The organism is Spirosoma lituiforme (assembly GCF_054776635.1).
The window spans coordinates 411,557-430,064 of sequence record NZ_BAAHBO010000003.1; the positions used below are offsets into that span (position 1 = coordinate 411,557).

General features: G+C 50.4%; 19 protein-coding genes. 11 read left to right on the forward strand and 8 right to left on the reverse strand.

All coding sequences use genetic code 11. The annotated features are described in order from the left end of the window. The first annotated feature begins 76 nt into the window (after positions 1-76). Both ACYU87_RS14020 and ACYU87_RS14025 read left to right on the forward strand, forming a co-directional pair. Positions 77-607, forward strand: a complete 531-nt coding sequence (locus tag ACYU87_RS14020) for a gluconate 2-dehydrogenase subunit 3 family protein (protein ID WP_461134695.1) — start codon at positions 77-79, stop codon at positions 605-607. 105 nt (positions 608-712) lie between these two features. Continuing rightward, the gene (locus ACYU87_RS14025) at positions 713-2,425 is read left to right on the forward strand and encodes a GMC oxidoreductase (RefSeq protein WP_461134696.1); all 1,713 of its coding nucleotides are present in this window, start codon (positions 713-715) and stop codon (positions 2,423-2,425) included. A 37-nt stretch (positions 2,426-2,462) separates the two neighbouring features. Here ACYU87_RS14025 and ACYU87_RS14030 read toward each other — a convergent pair whose 3' ends face one another. Beyond that, on the reverse strand, positions 2,463-2,870 hold the full coding sequence (locus tag ACYU87_RS14030) for a GNAT family N-acetyltransferase (protein ID WP_461134697.1): 408 nt from the start codon (positions 2,868-2,870) through the stop codon (positions 2,463-2,465). 80 nt (positions 2,871-2,950) lie between these two features. Next, on the reverse strand, positions 2,951-3,448 hold the full coding sequence (locus ACYU87_RS14035) for a DUF6265 family protein (RefSeq protein ID WP_461134698.1): 498 nt from the start codon (positions 3,446-3,448) through the stop codon (positions 2,951-2,953). 170 nt (positions 3,449-3,618) lie between these two features. Between ACYU87_RS14035 and ACYU87_RS14040 the strand changes: the two genes are divergently transcribed. The 3 genes from ACYU87_RS14040 (at position 3,619) to ACYU87_RS14050 (ending at position 6,044) form a co-directional block, all read left to right on the forward strand. Next, on the forward strand, positions 3,619-4,542 hold the full coding sequence (locus ACYU87_RS14040) for a DnaJ C-terminal domain-containing protein (protein WP_461134699.1): 924 nt from the start codon (positions 3,619-3,621) through the stop codon (positions 4,540-4,542). Positions 4,543-4,607: 65 nt separating this feature from the next. Beyond that, on the forward strand, positions 4,608-4,901 hold the full coding sequence (locus tag ACYU87_RS14045; protein WP_461134700.1) for a chaperone modulator CbpM: 294 nt from the start codon (positions 4,608-4,610) through the stop codon (positions 4,899-4,901). Positions 4,902-4,916: 15 nt separating this feature from the next. Beyond that, the gene (locus ACYU87_RS14050) at positions 4,917-6,044 is read left to right on the forward strand and encodes a DmpA family aminopeptidase (protein WP_461134701.1); all 1,128 of its coding nucleotides are present in this window, start codon (positions 4,917-4,919) and stop codon (positions 6,042-6,044) included. 10 nt (positions 6,045-6,054) lie between these two features. On the opposite strand, the gene ACYU87_RS14055 is transcribed toward ACYU87_RS14050, so the two are convergent. The 3 genes from ACYU87_RS14055 to ACYU87_RS14065 form a co-directional block, all read right to left on the reverse strand. Next, positions 6,055-6,621 (reverse strand): hypothetical protein, encoded by a 567-nt coding sequence (locus ACYU87_RS14055; RefSeq protein ID WP_461134702.1) that lies wholly within the window; start codon positions 6,619-6,621, stop codon positions 6,055-6,057. 98 nt (positions 6,622-6,719) lie between these two features. Beyond that, complete coding sequence (locus tag ACYU87_RS14060) at positions 6,720-8,789, reverse strand: OPT family oligopeptide transporter (protein ID WP_461134703.1); 2,070 nt, start codon at positions 8,787-8,789, stop codon at positions 6,720-6,722. Between the two features lie 81 nt (positions 8,790-8,870). After that, on the reverse strand, positions 8,871-9,539 hold the full coding sequence (locus ACYU87_RS14065) for an AlbA family DNA-binding domain-containing protein (RefSeq protein ID WP_461134982.1): 669 nt from the start codon (positions 9,537-9,539) through the stop codon (positions 8,871-8,873). Positions 9,540-9,757: 218 nt separating this feature from the next. On the opposite strand from ACYU87_RS14065, the gene ACYU87_RS14070 reads away from it, so the two are divergent. Beyond that, positions 9,758-10,246, forward strand: coding sequence for a sterol desaturase family protein (locus ACYU87_RS14070; RefSeq protein WP_461134704.1), 489 nt, complete (start codon positions 9,758-9,760; stop codon positions 10,244-10,246). 98 nt (positions 10,247-10,344) lie between these two features. Here ACYU87_RS14070 and ACYU87_RS14075 read toward each other — a convergent pair whose 3' ends face one another. Beyond that, positions 10,345-10,566, reverse strand: coding sequence for a DUF2795 domain-containing protein (locus ACYU87_RS14075; protein ID WP_009284883.1), 222 nt, complete (start codon positions 10,564-10,566; stop codon positions 10,345-10,347). A 318-nt stretch (positions 10,567-10,884) separates the two neighbouring features. On the opposite strand from ACYU87_RS14075, the gene ACYU87_RS14080 reads away from it, so the two are divergent. Beyond that, positions 10,885-11,604: a copper homeostasis protein CutC gene (locus ACYU87_RS14080; protein ID WP_461134705.1), complete on the forward strand. Its 720-nt coding sequence runs from the start codon at positions 10,885-10,887 to the stop codon at positions 11,602-11,604. A gap of 19 nt (positions 11,605-11,623) precedes the next feature. On the opposite strand, the gene purU is transcribed toward ACYU87_RS14080, so the two are convergent. After that, a complete protein-coding gene (gene purU / locus ACYU87_RS14085) occupies positions 11,624-12,529 on the reverse strand; it encodes a formyltetrahydrofolate deformylase (RefSeq protein WP_461134706.1) in 906 nt (301 codons plus the stop codon). A gap of 80 nt (positions 12,530-12,609) precedes the next feature. On the opposite strand from purU, the gene ACYU87_RS14090 reads away from it, so the two are divergent. The 3 genes from ACYU87_RS14090 to mog all read left to right on the forward strand — a co-directional run bounded on the left by ACYU87_RS14090 (position 12,610) and on the right by mog (position 16,136). Next, a complete protein-coding gene (locus tag ACYU87_RS14090; protein ID WP_461134707.1) occupies positions 12,610-13,623 on the forward strand; it encodes an isoaspartyl peptidase/L-asparaginase family protein in 1,014 nt (337 codons plus the stop codon). A gap of 95 nt (positions 13,624-13,718) precedes the next feature. Then, entirely contained in the window at positions 13,719-15,539 is a 1,821-nt protein-coding gene (locus tag ACYU87_RS14095) for a glycosyltransferase (RefSeq protein WP_461134708.1), read from the forward strand. Between the two features lie 72 nt (positions 15,540-15,611). Further along, entirely contained in the window at positions 15,612-16,136 is a 525-nt protein-coding gene (gene mog, locus ACYU87_RS14100; protein ID WP_461134709.1) for a molybdopterin adenylyltransferase, read from the forward strand. 177 nt (positions 16,137-16,313) lie between these two features. Here the strand turns inward: mog and ACYU87_RS14105 are convergent, their stop codons facing one another. Continuing rightward, the gene (locus ACYU87_RS14105; RefSeq protein WP_461134710.1) at positions 16,314-17,534 is read right to left on the reverse strand and encodes an anhydro-N-acetylmuramic acid kinase; all 1,221 of its coding nucleotides are present in this window, start codon (positions 17,532-17,534) and stop codon (positions 16,314-16,316) included. A 71-nt stretch (positions 17,535-17,605) separates the two neighbouring features. On the opposite strand from ACYU87_RS14105, the gene ACYU87_RS14110 reads away from it, so the two are divergent. Then, positions 17,606-18,502 carry a fructosamine kinase family protein gene (locus ACYU87_RS14110; RefSeq protein ID WP_461134711.1) on the forward strand — a complete coding sequence of 299 codons (897 nt, stop codon included), beginning with the start codon at positions 17,606-17,608 and terminating at the stop codon, positions 18,500-18,502. The last annotated feature ends 6 nt before the right edge of the window (positions 18,503-18,508 follow it).

An 18,508-nucleotide genomic window follows, 5' to 3' on the forward strand; every position in this document is an offset into this window, starting at 1 on the left:
TGGCTTTATTTTCATATTATTAGAGGAAATTTTACCAACCCAGGCCTTATACAGCCAAAACAGTATTCATCCTTTTATGAAACGTAGAGAAGCCATACAACAAGCGGCCTTGCTGATGGGTGGAATTTTATCGGCACCGACGCTGGCAGGCGCTATGGGTCGCGTGACCAACCTGGGGCCAAGTGTAGCCGTCTCGCCCGACCAAGAAGCGCTTTTGGCCGAAGTTGCCGACGTCATCATCCCGACCACGACCACACCCGGTGCTAAAGCGGCTGGTGCCGAAAAGTTCATTGTTCGGGTTATGCGCGATTGCTACCCCAAACCCGATCAGGAGAAATTTTACGCTGGCCTGGCCAAGCTCGATGCAGATAGTAAGACCAAGTTCAGCAAAGGGTTTGCGGCTCTCGACACGGCTCAGAAAAACGAGATGGTCAAGCAAATCATGACCGAAGACAAGCCGTTTTTTCTACGCATGAAGGAGTTAACGACTACCGGCTATTTCACGTCTGAAATCGGGGCTACCAAAGCCCTAGAATACCTGCCCGTTCCCGGTCAGTTCAACGGCTGTATGCTCCTCAAACCCGGTCAGAAAACCTGGGCCATTTAATCTAGTAATCCGGAGCGAGTAGCCGATGTGAGAAAGGCTGGCGTATGCTTCATAACGCCGAATGGCTCCTCACTCCTATTCCTCACTTCTTACTCCTCAAAAATTATGTATCTCAATATTGATTCCATAAAAGATCAGACGTACGACGCCATCGTGATTGGGTCAGGCATATCAGGCGGCTGGGCGTCGAAAGAACTGACCGAGAAAGGGTTGCGGGTGCTGATGCTCGAAAAAGGGCACAAACTCGAACACGTTACGGATTACGAGTATGCCCTGAAAGATCCCTGGCAGACCAAATACAACGGTCGGCTCACGGAAGCGCAGAAAGAATCGCACCCCAAACTGGCCCGCGATTATCCGTATAACGAGATGACCCAGAACTACTGGATGAACGACTCCGATTCGCTTTACAAAGAAGTGAAGCGGTTCGACTGGTACCGACCCAATATTGTGGGCGGAAAATCCATCATGTGGGGTCGGCAAACGTATCGACTGAGTGATATTGATTTCGGCGCGAACGAGAAAGATGGCATTGCGGTCGACTGGCCGATCCGCTACAAAGACGTTGCTCCCTGGTATAGCTATGTGGAGAAATTCGTCGGTATTTCAGGCGAAAAGCTGAACTTGCCTCAGCTACCCGACAGCGAGTTTTTGCCGCCCATGGAGATGTACTGCGTGGAAAAAGAAGTCCGGAAACGGATCGAAAAAAATTTCCCCGGCCGTACCATGACCATTGGCCGGGTAGCTAACCTCTCCAAAGCGGGTCAGGCCCAGCTGGGCGTGGGCCGGGCACCGTGTCAGTACCGAAACAAATGTTCGTTAGGTTGTCCCTACGGCGCGTATTTCAGCACGCAATCCTGTACGCTTCCCCCCGCGGCCAAAACGGGCCGTTTAACGCTCCGGCCGGATTCGGTTGTTACCGAAATTCTGTACGATGAAAACAAGAAACGGGCAACGGGCGTCCGGATTGTCGACGCCGTGACGATGCAAAGCAAAGAGTATTATGCTAACATCGTTTTCGTTTGCGGCAGCACGCTGGGGTCTACGTCGGTCTTGCTGAATTCAACGTCGAACCGTTTTCCGAATGGCCTTGGCAACGATTCGGGTGAACTGGGCCATAACCTGATGGATCACCACTTCCGCACGGGGGCATCGGGCGAATGGGAAGGTGATCTGGATAAATACTACATCGGCCGCCGGGCCAACGGCATTTACGTACCCCGTTACCGGAATATTGGTACCGACAAACGCGATTACATCCGTGGGTTCGGGTACCAGGGGGGGGGCAGTCGGCAGGGCTGGCAGCGCAACATTGCCGAAATGAGCTTTGGGGCTGACTACAAAGAAGAACTAACTAAGCCCGGTCCCTGGACTATGGGCCTGGGCGGCTTTGGTGAAACGTTACCCTACCACGAGAACCGGATGTACCTCGACAAAAACGAAAAAGACAAATGGGGTATGCCACTCGCTGTATTCGACGCTGAGCTGAAAGAGAACGAGAAGAAGATGCGGATTGACATGATGAACGATGCCAAAGAAATGCTGGAATCGGCGGGTGTCAAGAACGTCAAAGGGTACGACCGGGGCTCTTATTTGGGCATGGCCATTCACGAAATGGGAACCGCCCGGATGGGCCGCGATCCGAAAACATCCGTCGTGAACGCCAATAACCAGCTTCATGCGGTCAAAAATGTATTCGTAACCGATGGCGCGTGTATGACGTCGGCCTCCTGCGTAAACCCATCGTTAACGTACATGGCACTGACTGCACGGGCCGCTGATTTTGCCGTGAAAGAGATGAAACGCAAGAGTATTTAGTGAGCAAGGATAAAGCTTCTTCATACTGGGAGGCTGTCTAGAAATCGTAGGTCATCAGATAATAAGGCCCGTCGTCCGATGGGCCTTCATTTTTTATGCACCAGCCTTGTGCCTGATAAAAGGATAATGCGTTCGTGTTTTGCTGTAAACATTTAAGCGTAGCCGGCCGCCCTAGTTCTGCCAGACACTGATTTAAAAGTGCTTTACCAATTCCCTGGTGTAAAAAGCGCGAATCGACATATACATTGTGGATGAAGTTATCGGGTTCCCACCACGATATAAACCCAACTGGCTTCTCACCGGCAACTGCCACCAATACAGTTTCACCCAGCGTTGCTGAGTCAAAATCATCCAGCGAAAACCTGGACGCATTCAGCCATGTGAAGGCATGAAGACGCGACGCTAGGTATAGCCTTTTCAGGTCTTCACGATACTCTATTTGCATACGTTCAATTCGCCAATTCATACAAAATTCTATCGCCGGTAATAAAATAAACGACTTCATCACAAAGCGAACCCCTCTGCTTAGCGAACCCGATTGAAGACAAACAAGTCAGCGAATGCCCATTTACCGTCTTTCTGCTGCCCGCGCTGAATAGCCAACTGGTCTTTTCCCCGTTTCTCATAGATAATGCGAATCGAGCCGTCCTCTTTCTCGAACAGGGCTTTCTCCTTACCAGCCTCGATGAATCTGTAACGATCCGATTTCTCTTTCTCCTCCTGCCCGATCAAACCCGGCTTAAAATGCTTGACCAGAACGACGGGGCCCTCTTCAGTCTGCTCGAAAATCAGCATCTCGTACATACTGACTTTATTGTCTTTCATCATCCGCATAAATCCGGTCAGGTTATCGCCCACGGGTGCTATCCAGGCAGCCTCGATGGGTCCACCATTGAACGTTCCCCGCCAGCGCCCTTCCATGAAACTGACGTCGGCAAGCGACCCTTTACCCGTTTGGGCCCGGCTGTTGATCGCAATCAATGAACAAAAGAAGACAAGAATGAGCAGAAAGTTGTTTTTCATTGGATTCATGAGGTTGATTTCGTACGATAAAAACAACAGCTTCGTTCATATCTACCCACCCAATCAACAGTTCATTTGCGCTATATTCTGACAACCTTCCCCCCTGATTGCTTGTTTATAGAAGCAGTTCATAACGATTATTCATCCGTATACACCCGCCCCTGCACAACATGGACTTTATCGATTATTACAGCGTTCTGGGCGTACCGAAAACAGCCTCGGACGAAGACATAAAAAAGGCCTACCGCAAACTGGCCCGGAAACACCATCCCGACCTGAACCCGAACGATGCGGAGGCCAACAAAAAATTCCAGCAAATCAACGAAGCGAACGAGGTGCTGAGCGATCCCGAGAAGCGCAAAAAATACGATCAGTACGGTAAGGACTGGCAGCATGCCGATCAGTTTGAGCAGGCCCGGCGTGGCGACACCCGCCAGCAACAACAGCGCTCAGGACCGCAATACGCGCAGGGCGATACCGGGGGGTACGATTTCTCCGATGGCTTTGGTGGGGCCGATTTTTCGGACTTTTTTTCGTCGATGTTTGGGCAGGATGCAGGCCCGCGCGGTAATCGTCAACAGGCTAAATTTCGGGGTCAGGATTACCAGGCCGAGTTGCATCTGAACCTGAGAGATGCCTACACGACCCACAAGCAGACAATGACCGTTGATGGGAAGAACATTCGGATTACGGTACCGGCGGGCATTGAAAACGGCCAGAAAATAAAGCTGGCTGGTTATGGCGCACCAGGTACAAACGGCGGCCCGGCGGGTGATCTGTACATCACCTTCGTTATTGCCGACGATAGTCGATACAAGCGCAAAGGGAATGACTTGTACGTTGATGAAGAAATTGACCTGTACACGGCGTTGCTGGGTGGCGAAAAAATAATTGAAACGCTGGACGGTAAAGTAAAGCTAACCGTTCCCGCCGAGACCCAAAGTGGCCGGAAGGTAAGGCTGAAAGGCAAAGGATTTCCGGTCTACAAACAGGATGGTGCATTTGGCGACCTATACGTGCAGTGGCAGGTAACGCTACCAACCAACCTGACCGACGAGCAAAAAGACCTCTTCCGAAAACTGGCCAGTATGTAAACGACCGTCTTCAACACGCGGTACTCTGCCGAAAACCGTACATCGAAACCGAAAAACCCTCTCCCATGCAACCCAACCACCTTATCCCCGTTCGTGAATTTTGTGTTCACCACCATGTCGAAATTACCTTTGTTCAACTTCTGGCGCAGCAGGGCCTTGTTGATACGGTGGCCATCGAACAGGCTATTTATGTCGAACCCGAGCAATTGCCCCGCCTGGAAAAATTTGTTCGGTTACACCAGGATTTAGCGATTCACCCCGATGACCTCGATGTCGTAAACGACCTCCTGGATCGGTTGGAGGGGCTTCAGCACGAAGTAGCGCGCTTGCAAAACCGACTGGTTTTCTACGAGCGCTAACCTGTACCTATCATCATGCTACCTCCATTCCGCCTGTTTTTGTTGGCGACCCTATTTCTGCTTACAGCTCAGTCGGCTATGGCTCAAACTCCCAAACGCCCCCGCGATTATGGCATCCGATTTGGCGTATTGCCGACGGGACCGCTCAATGCGGTTACCGATGTACCGGGGGTTCTCGTAGGACAGGTGACCCTTCAGCAGGGTCAGACCATTCGTACGGGTGTTACGGCCATTCTTCCTCACAGCGGCAATCAGTTTCAGCAGAAAAACCCGGCGGCTATTTACATCGGAAATGGATTTGGCAAATTAATGGGCTACAGCCAGGTTGAGGAGCTGGGTACGCTCGAAACGCCTATCGTTTTGACCAATACGCTGAGTGTGCCAACCGCGGCCGATGCGTTAATTGATTATACGCTGGCCCAGAAGGGCAATGAACAGGTACGGTCAGTAAATGCCGTGGTGGGCGAGACTAACGGTGGTTATTTGAACGACATTCGTGGTCGGCACGTGATAAAACAGCACGTACTGGATGCTCTCGAACAGGCCAAAACAGGCGCTGTTGCCGAAGGAAATGTGGGTGCCGGAACGGGTACGGTTTGCTTTGGCTTCAAAGGTGGCATCGGTACATCGTCGCGCAAGCTACCGGCATCGCTGGGGGGCTACACGGTCGGGGCGTTGGTACAAACAAATTTTGGCGGTGTTTTGCAAATTGCCGGTGTACCGATTGGCGTAGCCCTGGGCCGGTATGATTTCAAAAAAAACCTGGACGGATCGTGCATGATGGTTGTTCTGACCGATGCCCCGTTAGACGCCCGTAACCTTAAACGATTGGCCAAACGGGCCTTTATGGGTCTGGCCAGAACCGGTGGTATTGCCTCGAATGGCAGTGGAGATTATGTCATTGCGGTATCGACTGCCTACCAGATTCCGCACGAGGCAACCCGTTCGTTTGACGAGCAGAAAGTCCTGCGAAATGACAACGTTTCTCCGCTTTTTATGGCTGCGATCGAAGCAACCGAAGAAGCCATCATCAATTCGTTGTTTGCCGCCCAAACACTCACCGGCGATCAGGGTCACCATGTGGAGTCGTTGCCCGTAGATAAAGTAGTGGACTTGATCAGGAAAGCAGGCCAGTTACGGTGAGTCATTCCGACTAGCCATGCCTCAGTTTTTTTTGACTACTCCGTATAGCCCATTTTACCAGCCCGTAAAGTATCAGACCAATAACAATTGTTGTTACTGTCCATTTCAGATTGGTCAGTAGTGAGCAAAACGCAGTGACGACGGGCGAAGTGACGGGGTACGTTTTGAGCAGATAAACGATACAGGCATTTTCAAGTAAGTCGAAAACCAGGATACCAACGGGTAGCACATTGACCAGCCGAAATGAGGTGTATTTCCTGTGCCTGAAGAGCAAGGTTAATGAAATACTTAATGCGAGCGTGTAGATAAATGGGTAAATGATATCGAGCGTCAGTTCATCCCGGATATAGATAGCCCGTCCCTCGGCCCCGTACTCACCGATCATTTCGGCAATTCTCGCCGGGTCATTTCCTACCAATGCATCGATCAATCCGATAGGCTGGCCGGCCTGTTCGTTAATGTTTGCTTCAAAATTCCGTAAGAAATACGTTGAAAAAGGAATATTGATGACGATTGCCAGTAACAGCGTTTTCCAGGAGGAGATGCGGTAAAAAAGAGTAGATAGAGCGGCAAGCATAGAGGAGATGCAGAGGCTGAACGTACAATCCTCCAATAAACTACTAATTCCTCAATGCTTACTACCCTATACGGCTTGGTTTACTGAGCGGTGGGTATTTACCCTTCCTGCCTACCCTCTGCCACGCGCCACAAGATGGTAGCCAGACCCGCAAAAGCCAATGCCCCCAGCAACATATAGCCCCCTTCGCCTAGAAGTACGCTCAGGAATGGCTCCAGTGTAAGCTTACCTAGCCCATTATAAATCGATTCATTGACCGATAACAGCGCTACGGCAACCCCCGCTAAGGCCCCCCCTGCCACAAGCCCGGTTGCAAACAGACTTCCTTTTCCTAGATCAGCATCCTCTTCAACCGTTCCTTTCCGTTTGGCATTCCAGTCGACAATGGCTTTAACAAGACCACCAGCAAAAATGGGCAACGTTGTTGATAAGGGCAAGTACAGCCCTACCGCAAAGGCCAACGCACTGACCCCGCACAGCTCGAACACAAAAGCAATAAATACGCCGACCAGCACAAACTGCCAATCGAGGTTAAACGATAATAAACCTTTGATAAGCGTAGCCATTAGTGTTCCCTGTGGAGCCGGAAATTTGTCGGAGCCGATGGCATGGGTAATGCCCTGGGCCAGCAGGTCAGGCGTGGGCGTATCCAGAATTTTCACGGTAGCGCCAACTACCAGCGAGGAGACAATGACGCCAATAAATAAAGCCATCTGCTGGTACTTCGGCGTAGCGCCAACGATATAACCGGTTTTAAGATCCTGCGAAGTGGCTCCGGCGTTGGCAGCCGCTACGCAAATCATACTCCCAACGACCAGCACCGCCGGTTCGAATGCTTTTCCGGTTAAGCCGAAGCCGATAAAGATGAGCGCGGTACCCATGATGGTGGCAATGGTCATGCCGGATACGGGCGATGAACTTGACCCAATCAGCCCTACAATTCGGCTGGCGACGGTTACGAAAAAGAACCCAAAGACAATGACCAGTACCGCAATCAGCAGCTTGGTTAAAATCGAATCGCCCGGAATCTGGGGCAACACAACCATCAGTATCGCCAGTACGATACTACCCACGATAACAATTCGAACATTTAAATCCTGTTCGGTACGGGCAATAGTGCTCTTGCCGCTCAACGCGTCTTCTGTTTCGATAGCCCCCATGGACGCTTTGCTGAAGCTCTGCCGGAACGAAGACACAATGGTTGGAATGGTTTTGATAAGCGTCATGAACCCACCAGCCGTAACCGCTCCGGCGCCAATCTGCCGGATATAAGCCCGGTAAACGGCAGCGGCTGTATCCGTAAACGTGTGCGTAGCAGGATTCCAGCCGCCGGGTCCGCCCGCTGTTTGGAGATTAGTCAAATAACCAAGTTTTTGCAGTTGCAGAGCAATGGTATCGCCCGGCACGACAGATGCCAGCAAGGGAATGAGGCCCAGCCACGCCAGGATACCGCCCCCAACCAAAACCGCTGATATACGAAAGCCAATGATGTAGCCTACCCCCAAATACTCGGGCGTTATCTCCCCCGACACCTGGGCCGACGGAAAATAGCGGTTGGCCTGCTTCGTGGCCCAAACGGGCACCTCGGCAATAACGTGCAGCACTTTTTGCAATAGCGCGTACAGCAACGCTGTTCCCAGGCCCAGATAAGCCGTTTTGGCAAAGTCGCCCCCTTTTTCACCCGCAATCAAAACCGATGCACAGGCCGTTCCTTCGGGATAGGGAAGGGTGCCGTGCTCCTGCACAATAAGCGATCGCCGAAGCGGAATCATCATTAACGTGCCAATGAGTCCGCCCAGAATGGCCAGCGTCAGGATTGTCCAGTAATTGAAAAAATCAGCGCCGACGCCGTTTGTCAGAAACAGGAACCCCGGCATCGTAAAAACAACGCCCGATGCAATACTCTCCCCCGCCGACCCAGTCGTCTGGATTATGTTATTTTCAAGAATCGTCGTATTGAGAAATCGCCGGCCAAGCGAGATAGCCAATACCGCTATGGGAATGGAAGCCGAGACGGAAAGACCCGCTTTCAGAGAGAGATAGACGGTGGCGGCCCCAAACAAAACGCCAAATACCGAACCGGTTATAATTGCTTTTAGGGTAAACTCAGCGGGCGATTCCGTTGCCGGAACAAAGGGTTTATGGGCAGGCGTCGTGGGTAAAGACATGGCTTACGTTTTGTTGAGCATTCGATCTGAACCCAACAAAGTAAGCCATTCTTCAAACATACCGAACGATACTCACTAACTTTATTGAAGCACCCGCGTCGTATACTGGTCCATTACATCGCTGGGATGAATATCAAGCACGTGAGCCAGAACGAGTAACACCAATGTCCGGGAAGCGATACGACGTGAAATTCCGGCGATGGAAGCAAACAGATCAACCGTAATGCTATTGTGTTCGCCAAGGTGCTGCATCAGCATGCGCTCTTTCTCGCCGTAGTGAAAGCGAATGTCACGCTCCGCCTGTTCGCCTTTCAATATCTCACGCACTTCGCGGCTGGCCTGAACGGACTTGTCGCCCACGCGTACGTACGCTTTTTTGTTATCGGGTTCGGCCGGGTCGGGAATAATGTAATGCGGACGGGTTGGGCTACGTGGCACACGAATGACCAGTACTTCGCGTTCATCGTAAAGCTGCACCCGTTCAATGGTGTAGGAAATGCGCGGAAAACAGAATTTGTTGATAGCCCGGACGAGCAGGTATTCGTCTTCGTCGGCGTATTTCAGTCCCGGAATTTTCTTGTCGTCTCCGACGCCGATAAGCATAACCCCTCCGTTTGTATTGGCGAAGGCAACTACGCCCCGAATGATTTTCTCGGGATGATTTGTTTTCAGCTTGAACTCTAGATTGCTACCCTCCCCCCGCTTGACCAGGTTCTTGAGTGCTTGATAGTCCATAACCGATGGGTTCATCTGGTTGACAACTGACTCCCTATAAAGATACGGCTTTTCCACAAACTTGCAATTATTTGGCTCGTATCTCTACTTTGCAAAAAATCCTGGTTTATTGGTGTCAACTTTTTGATGCCGCAAACCGTTAGCGAAGTAGATAATCTGACAAATAAGACAGGATTGGCGAAACGCCGGAACCGCTGTCATTTTCTTATCTGTACTACTAAAGAAACACAAAAATGCTGGTAAATGTTGCTTTGGTCATTGGGACTTTCCTGTTCATGGAAGGTGTGGCGTGGTTCACGCACAAATACATTATGCACGGCTTTTTATGGAGTTGGCACCGCGATCATCACAATCATCACAATGGTTTTTTTGAAATAAACGATTTGTTCGCGGTCGTTTTTAGTATAACCGCCATTGGCCTGTTTCTTGCAGGTGTTATTAGGCCGGAGTTGGGCTACCTGACATGGATCGGCGCCGGTGTTACCCTCTATGGGTTATTCTACTTTATCTTTCACGATGTCATCGTTCACCGGCGCGTAAAAATGAAAGTTGACACCAGTGGCCGGTATATGCAACGAATTATGCGGGCGCACTACATCCATCACAAAGTTCATACGCGCGAGGGGGCCGAAGCCTTTGGCTTTCTTTACGCACCCAAAAAATACGACCGCCCGGTAAAGAGTGTCAAAACAGAAACAGAGTCGAAATCGACTCCAGCCTGATCGGGACTTGTGTGTGGTAGTACATCTTAATGCCAACTCATTAAAAAAGGCGTATCCGTGGTCTGGAATACGCCTTTTTTATGATGGTGCCCGAACGATTAATACTCGTCTTCGTTGAAAAAGAAGTCATCTTTGGTTGGATAATCCGGCCAGATCTCTTCGATACTCTCGTAAGGTTGCCCATCATCTTCGAGTTCCTGAAGGTTCTCAACGACTTCAAGTGGGGCTCCGGAGCGAATTGAGTAATCAATTAGTTCGTCTTTGGTGGCAGGCCAGGGGGCATCTTCCAGATAGGATGCCAGTTCGAGTGTCCAGTACATAGTGTGTTCGATATTTGAATGACTATTTTTTCAATGGGTGCAAAAGTAAAAAAACCGTTAATATCCAAGCTCTTTTTAGCAAAAATGTTCGCGCTTGGTCTCTTGAAGGGATTTAGGCGATTAACGTGAAAAACAGATGATTGTTTTTCCTACCTATAAGAAAGGTACTAATTAACATTTCGGACAGCGAAGTAAAGCGCACCTGATTTACTTTTTTTCCTGTGTTCGGATTCATTACCCGCCTGTTAACACGTTCTACTATAATCATAACCGGGTAATTTGCCAACTTGCATTTGCCCTCCTAGCTTACTTTATTTCATGCAGATTGAAGTATGTTCCTTTTCGCTTAATTCCTGCCTTGTTGCTCAGCGAGCCGGGGCCAGCCGAATTGAACTGTGCGGTGGCCTGGCCGAGGGCGGCACCACCCCCAGCGCAGGCCTTATTCAATTGGTACGCCAACAGTTAACCATTCCTTTCTATGTAATGATTCGTCCACGGGGAGGAGATTTTCTGTACTTCGAAACGGAGTTTGTCGTCATGAAGGCGGACATCCAGCTGGCGAAAGCACTGGGTGCCGATGGTCTGGTGTTTGGTCTGTTAAATCCTGATGGATCCGTTGATGAAGAACGAACCAAACAACTGGTCGATTTAGCGAATCCGCTTCCTGTTACGTTTCATCGGGCTTTCGACATGGCCCGCGATCCGCTCGAAGCACTCGAAGCGGTTATTCGGACAGGTGCCGTCCGAATTCTGACGTCTGGTCAGCAACAAACGGCAGAAGCGGGCCTGTCTGTGCTTCGTCAGCTAAGCCAGACAGCCGCCGGACGGATTGAGATTATGGCGGGGGCGGGTGTGAATGCCCGGAATGCGCAATTATTTATTGATGCAGGCGTCGATGCCCTACATCTAAGTGGCAGTCAGAAAGAGGACAGCGGCATGATTTTCCGGCAACCCTCGGTTTCCATGGCGTCCTCGTTGCCCGGCGAGTATGAATATGTTGAAGCCAGCGAAGACAAAATCCGGGCCATTGTTTTGTAACGCGGCCGGAACGTTCGCGTTACAAAACAATGGCCCGATTTCCTGATATAAATACGCGATCGTTGAACACCAGTTTCAGCGCCTGCGACAAGACAATTTTCTCGACGTCTTTTCCTTCGGTCGCCATATCGGCTGCGGTATGGCGGTGATTTACTTCTTTCACATTCTGGGCAATAATTGGCCCCTCATCCAGGTCGTTGTTAACAAAGTGGGCCGTTGCCCCAATGATTTTAACCCCCCGTTCGTAGGCTTGCCGGTAGGGATTAGCCCCCACAAACGCGGGTAAAAACGAGTGATGTATATTGATAATGCGGTTTGGATAGTGATTGACAAACCCGGCGGTCAGCACACGCATGTACTTGGCCAGCACGACGTATTCGGGCTCGTAAATGGCCATTGTCCGCAGAATGGCCTCTTCGTGTTCTTCCCGCGTTTTGTCTTCGTGCGAAACGAAATGGAACGGAATCCCAAACTTGCCAACCAGCGACTGCAAGCTGTTGTAATTGCTCACAACGGCCAGAATAGTAGCGTCCAGTTCATCGAACGCGTATCGAATTAACAAATCGCCTAGGCAATGATGTTCCTTCGTTACCATTACAACAATATTCTTTTTACGCTTGGGATTCAGGCGAAATGTAATGCCTGACTGACTGGCAGGGCCATCCGCCTGATTAGCATAGCCGGGGATGGTCGTCTGTAATTCATTCAGCAGGGCGGCACTGTCAAACGAATCATAACTTCCTTCAGACTGGCGCGAGCCAGCTTCAAACTCCGTCCGCATAAAAAAACGGCCCGACGGACTCACGTATTCATCGTTGTGAATGATATTCAGACCATGTCGGAACAACACGCCCGTCACGTGATAAATCAAGCCCTTGCTATCCGGGCCGTCCATGAGCAATATGTGTTTATCGGGAACCGCCATACGTCGTTTTGAATAAATCGCTTAAAAGTAGTAAATGACAGCCGTTTATTCCTTTAATTTGAGCCGTAAGCCCTATATCAATGGTAAATCGACGCCGTTTCTTAACTCTTAGCTCGCTGGCCGGACTTGTCCCCTCGCTGTCATTCAGCAACTCAAAATTAATGCACATAGACTCATCAATTCGTTCGTCTGCGGATGATTCGTCTACTTCCGGCCCGGTTGAAGCCGGGCTAACTCCACTAGTTATATCAACCTGGAAACAACCGAAAGCCAACGCAGCTGCCCAGGCCGTACTTGATCGGGGTGGGCGCGCGCTGGATGCCGTCGAAGCCGGTGTTCGTGTGCCCGAAGCCGATCCTGACGACATGAGCGTTGGGTACGGCGGTCGCCCCGATCGGGATGGTCACGTCACGCTTGATGCCTGCATTATGGACGAAAAAGGAAACGCGGGCTCTGTTACCTTTCTGGAAAACATTATGCACGCCATTTCGGTAGCACGAGCCGTCATGGAAAAAACACCTCACGTCATGCTTTCCGGCGAAGGAGCTTTAAACTTCGCCCTTTCTCAGGGATTCAAGAAAGAAAATCTTCTTACGAAAAAAGCCGAAAAAGAATGGCGTGAATGGCTGAAAACGGCCCATTATAAGCCTATCGCCAACATCGAGCGCCACGACACCATTGGTATGTTAGCCATCGACAGTAAAGGAGATATTTCGGGTGCTTGTACCACTAGTGGACTAGCTTATAAAATGCGCGGCCGGGTGGGCGATTCACCCATTATTGGTGCGGGTCTGTTCGTCGATAATGAAATTGGCGGGGCTTGTGCCACCGGACTTGGTGAGTTAGTGATGCGTACCTGCGGCTCATTTTTAGTTGTGGAACTGATGCGGCAGGGACGTACTCCACAACAGGCTTGCGAAGAAGCCGCTCTACGTATCGTTAATAAGCAGGAGTTCAAAGACATACAAGTCGGTTTTCTAGCCGTCAACAAGAAGGGAGAGCACGGTGCTTTTAGTATTCAGCCAGGGTTCAACTTCACATTATCCCAGAATAATCAGACGCAGGTAACCGACGCCAAGTCCTATTTAAAATAAACAAATTTATCTCGCATTGTTTATATTGTTTATTTGCAAGCAAAACAGCCTGGAAGTCATCGTAACTAGCCATTGCGCCAAAACAACTAACTAACTTGGAAGCGGTATTCTCAACATCAAAGCGTAAGTTACTACTGGAAATCGCCTGGGAGGTGTGTAATCAAGTAGGCGGTATTTATACGGTTATCCGGTCGAAGGTACCGGCAATGGTTGAAAAGTGGGACGATAACTACGTTGCGTTAGGGCCTTATTTTCCGCAGCGGGCAGCGGCCGAATTTGAACCCATCACCGACTCTGACGAAACTGAAATTGGGCAGACGGTTCGCAAGATGCGTCAGTTAGGGTATCGCGTTGAGTACGGTTACTGGCTTGTTACGGGTCGTCCGCGGGTTGTGCTGTTCGATATCAGCAGCATCACCCCCGATCAGCTTAATCAAATCAAGACCAATCTCTGGATCAACTACCAGCTCTCTACCCTCAACGTTGAGGATCTTGTTAACCAGACGATTGCTTTCGGTGAGATGGTGCGTCTGTTCATCACGCTGCTGGCCGAAGACCACGCCCGGCGCGTTGATTTCGTCGCGCATTTCCACGAGTGGATGGCCAGCACCGGCTTGCCCGATCTTCGTCGTGATAATGTGAAAGTGGCTACCGTTTTCACAACACATGCTACCATGCTTGGCCGTTATCTGGCGCAGAACGAACCCGGTTTTTACGGTAAACTGCCGTTCTTCGACTGGAAACGGGAAGCCCAGCACTATGGCATTGACTGTCAGGCTTCCATCGAGCGACTTTCTGCATTGCAGGCGCACGTTTTCACAACGGTAAGCGATGTGACAGCCCGCGAGTGCGAAGTTTTCCTGGGGCGAAATCCTGATCTGGTTCTACCCAATGGCCTTAACGTAACGCGTTTTGCGGCTGTCCACGAGTTTCAGAACCTACACGTTCGCTACAAGCAGAAAATTCACGAATTTGTGATGGGGCACTTCTTCCAGAGTTACTCATTTGATCTGGAAAAAACGTTGTACTTCTTTACATCCGGTCGTTTCGAATTTACGAACAAAGGATACGATCTTACGTTGGAAGCATTGGCCCGTCTGAACTACCGGATGCGCGAGGCTGGTATGGATATGACGGTGGTGATGTTTATGGTTACGAAGCAACCATACACGTCTATTAATCCCGAAGTGCTTCACTCGCGGGCTTTGCTCGACGAAATTCAGGAAACCTGCGAAAGCATCGAGAAGCAGGTAGGCGAACGGTTGTTTCAGGCAGCGGCTTCCGATCCACAGGGTACCGCATTGCCCGACCTGAACAATTTTGTCGATGAATACTGGCGGCTCCGGCTTCGGCGCACGGTACAAAGCTGGAAAACTAAGCATTTGCCGCCTTTCGTGACGCACAATCTGGTGCAGGAGGACGACATGACGCGCTTTATTCAGAAAGCAAACCTGGTCAATAATGAATACGACCGGGTGAAAATCGTCTATCACCCCGACTTTATTGCCTCGACAAATCCGCTTTTCGGTTTGGACTACAGTCAGTTTGTGCGCGGGTGCCACCTAGGTGTCTTCCCGAGCTACTATGAGCCGTGGGGATACACACCTTTGGAGTGCGTCGTTCGGGGAATCCCGACCGTTACCAGTGACCAGTCGGGATTTGGTGACTTCATCATGCAAATTATGCGTGACTACGAAAACCGGGGCATTTACGTGATCAATCGCCGAACGCAGTCGTTCGAAGAAGCGGCTGATCAACTGGCCGACGTTCTCTACCGCTTTGTGAGGATATCTCAGCGCGACCGGATTCAGCAACGGAATCGCGTCGAGAGCATTGCTGATGTATTTGACTGGAGCAGCCTTCGCTCCTATTACGATACTGCCCACGATCTGGCACTAAAACGGCGGAAGCCGTAGAGTAATGTATGATGTTTGATATAGTATTATAGGCTAGTACATACATCATACATTCCATATCATACATCATATATGATTTATATTGGCATTATTAACGTTTCTGATCGGGCTAGTGCAGGTGTGTATGAAGACATTCCGGGGAAAGCCGTTGTCGGCTTGTTGACGGACTGGCTGAGTTGTGACTGGCAACCGGTATACCGCATCATTCCTGATGAACAGGACCAATTGGAAGCCGCACTGATTGAACTGGCCGACACAGAAGGCTGCTGCCTGGTCGTAACAACGGGTGGTACTGGTCCTGCCCTTCGCGATGTTACTCCCGAAGCAACGGAAGCCGTTTGCCAGAAGATGATGCCCGGCTTTGGCGAACTGATGCGCCAGGAAAGCCTCAACTACGTGCCCACGGCTATCTTGTCGCGCCAGACGGCGGGTATTCGCAATCAGACGCTTATTCTTAATTTGCCAGGCAAGCCCAAAGCGATTGGTCAATGTTTATCCGTCGTTTTCCCGGCGATCCCTTACTGTATTGACCTCATTGGTGGGCCCTTTCTGACCACTCACGAAGACAAAATGGCTGTTTTCAGGCCAAAAAGTTAAATTTTTCACTACGAAAGCTATTTAAGTCTCTATTCAGACCTGCTTTAACTAGGTGGTTCGTCATGCTGAAACAAGTTCGGCATGACGAACCAGGAAAATACTTTCGTAAGTTTAAACAGATTCAGCGTAAACCTGCATTGTGTAACCTGGCTACGCTCTAGTTGACAATGTAAACCCTCATTTTGGGAAGCTAATCTTTCCCATCGAAACCGTGGGAACGCCCTGTCTGTCACCAAACGAAGTACTTCCGCCTGCCAAGCTCTCGTTGGCCAGAACCGCAAACAAGACCGCTTCCTTCGCATCCCCATTGATTCCCAGGCTGTCTGTATTGTCGAACTGGCAATCGGGAAAGGCGTCGTAAAGCCGTTTTGTAAGTTGCGGATTATGCGCTCCTCCGCCACTCACGTATATTCGGAACACCTCATTTTCTTTTCCAGGAAAGGCATTGGGCTGGGGAATAATCCGCCTTATGGCATCAGCGATGGTATCGGCGCTGAACTGCACGAGGGTAGCCATCAGATCGGCAACGGGTAAATCAAGTGTCTGACTACGAGATTGAGCTTTCTCAACGTAAGGTACATTGAAGACTTCCGGGCCCGTAGTTTTTGGGAAAGGTGCGTCGAAAAACGGATTCTTTGTCAAGGCTTGCAATAGGCTGGCACTAACTCGTCCCTGAGCCGCTAACTGACCATCCTCATCGTAAGGTTTGTTCAAAAATTGCCGGGCGTAGGCATCCAGAAGGGTATTCCCCGGCCCGGTATCGGTGGTAAAGACCTGACTCGCATCTCCATCGGCGGGCAAATACGTGAAATTGGCAATTCCGCCCATATTGAGCAAAATCCGGTTCTCGCCAGGCTGCGAAAACATAAAATAATCGCCATATACGGCTAGCGGGGCTCCCTCTCCGCCGTGAGCGACGTGTTTTTGCCGAAAATCGCTGACGGTTAGAATCCCTGTTACAGCCGCAATATGATCACCATCGCCAATCTGGAGTGTGGCATTTGGGAACTTATCCCGCCGGTGCTGACTTTTGGGGGCGTGATACACCGTTTGGCCGTGGCTCGCAATGGCGTCAATCTCACCGGGGGCTATTTCCCAGTTGTGCAGACAATCGAGGACGCATTGACCATGAAGCCGGCCAATATATGGATTTAGCAGACAAAGCTGTTCGAAGTCAATAGTCTGTTTGGCAAAAATAGTCCGAATGTCGGCTTTGAATTCTTCAGCGAAAGGAACCGTCGCAAAACGTTCGAGCGTAACGGATGTATTGGGGCCGCTACCGGCAATACGGCACAGGGCTACGTCGAGCCCATCGAGCGAGGTACCCGACATAAGCCCAATAATTCGACGGTCCGTTTTTCGGGCTATATCATAGAGGTGCTGAATTTGTACATTCATAAACAATCAGGTAAATAGAACGGGGCTGCTAAAGAAGGTAATTTGACTAGTAGCCGACACACAAATAACGCATGGATTTTTGGGGCGACGAGCAATTTTCTTTTTTCGAAAGCATTCTGTTTTCAGCCCTGGGCCAATCGGTCGAGGTGATTGAAATGCAGTTCATATCGGGCGGAAATATCAACACATCGGCCCAGGTTTTTTCGTCAGAGGGCGTTTTTTTCGTCAAATGGAATCAATTGGAGCCAGCCGCGGATGGCCAACCTGACTTGTTTGCTGCCGAAGCAAAAGGGCTCGATCTGCTTCGCCAGACCGACACCCTGCACATTCCGAACGTTATTGGGCATGGGCGGCATCTGGAGAAATCCTACCTCATTCTCGATTATGTCGATCCCGGCACACCCGATAAAGCCTACTGGGAAACCCTCGGGCATTCGCTGGCCGTTTTGCACTCGCATACGCAACCTACGTTTGGCTTGACTTTCGAAAACTACATTGGTACACTAGCGCAAACCAATACACCCACCGCCAATGGCTACGACTTCTTTTTCGAACACCGGCTGCTTCCACAGGCTGGCTTAGCCCTGTACAAGGGACTACTGAGTAAATCGACGTACGACGCTCTATTCCGGCTCCGCGGCCGCTTGCCCGATTTGCTGCCCAACGAACGGCCTGCTTTACTTCACGGCGACTTATGGTCGGGCAATGTGCTTGTCAATGAAGCGGGGCAACCGGCATTGATTGACCCGGCCGTTTATTACGGATTTCGCGAAGCCGAACTCGCCTTCACCAAGCTGTTCGCCGGTTTTGATGATCGTTTTTACGAGGCCTACCACGAAACATTCCCCCTTCAGGACGGCTTCAGCGAGCGAATTGCCATCTATAACTTATACCCACTTCTTGTTCACGTGAATCTGTTTGGCTCCGGCTATGTTAGTGGCGTAGAACGGATACTAAAGCAGTTCTAACAACTA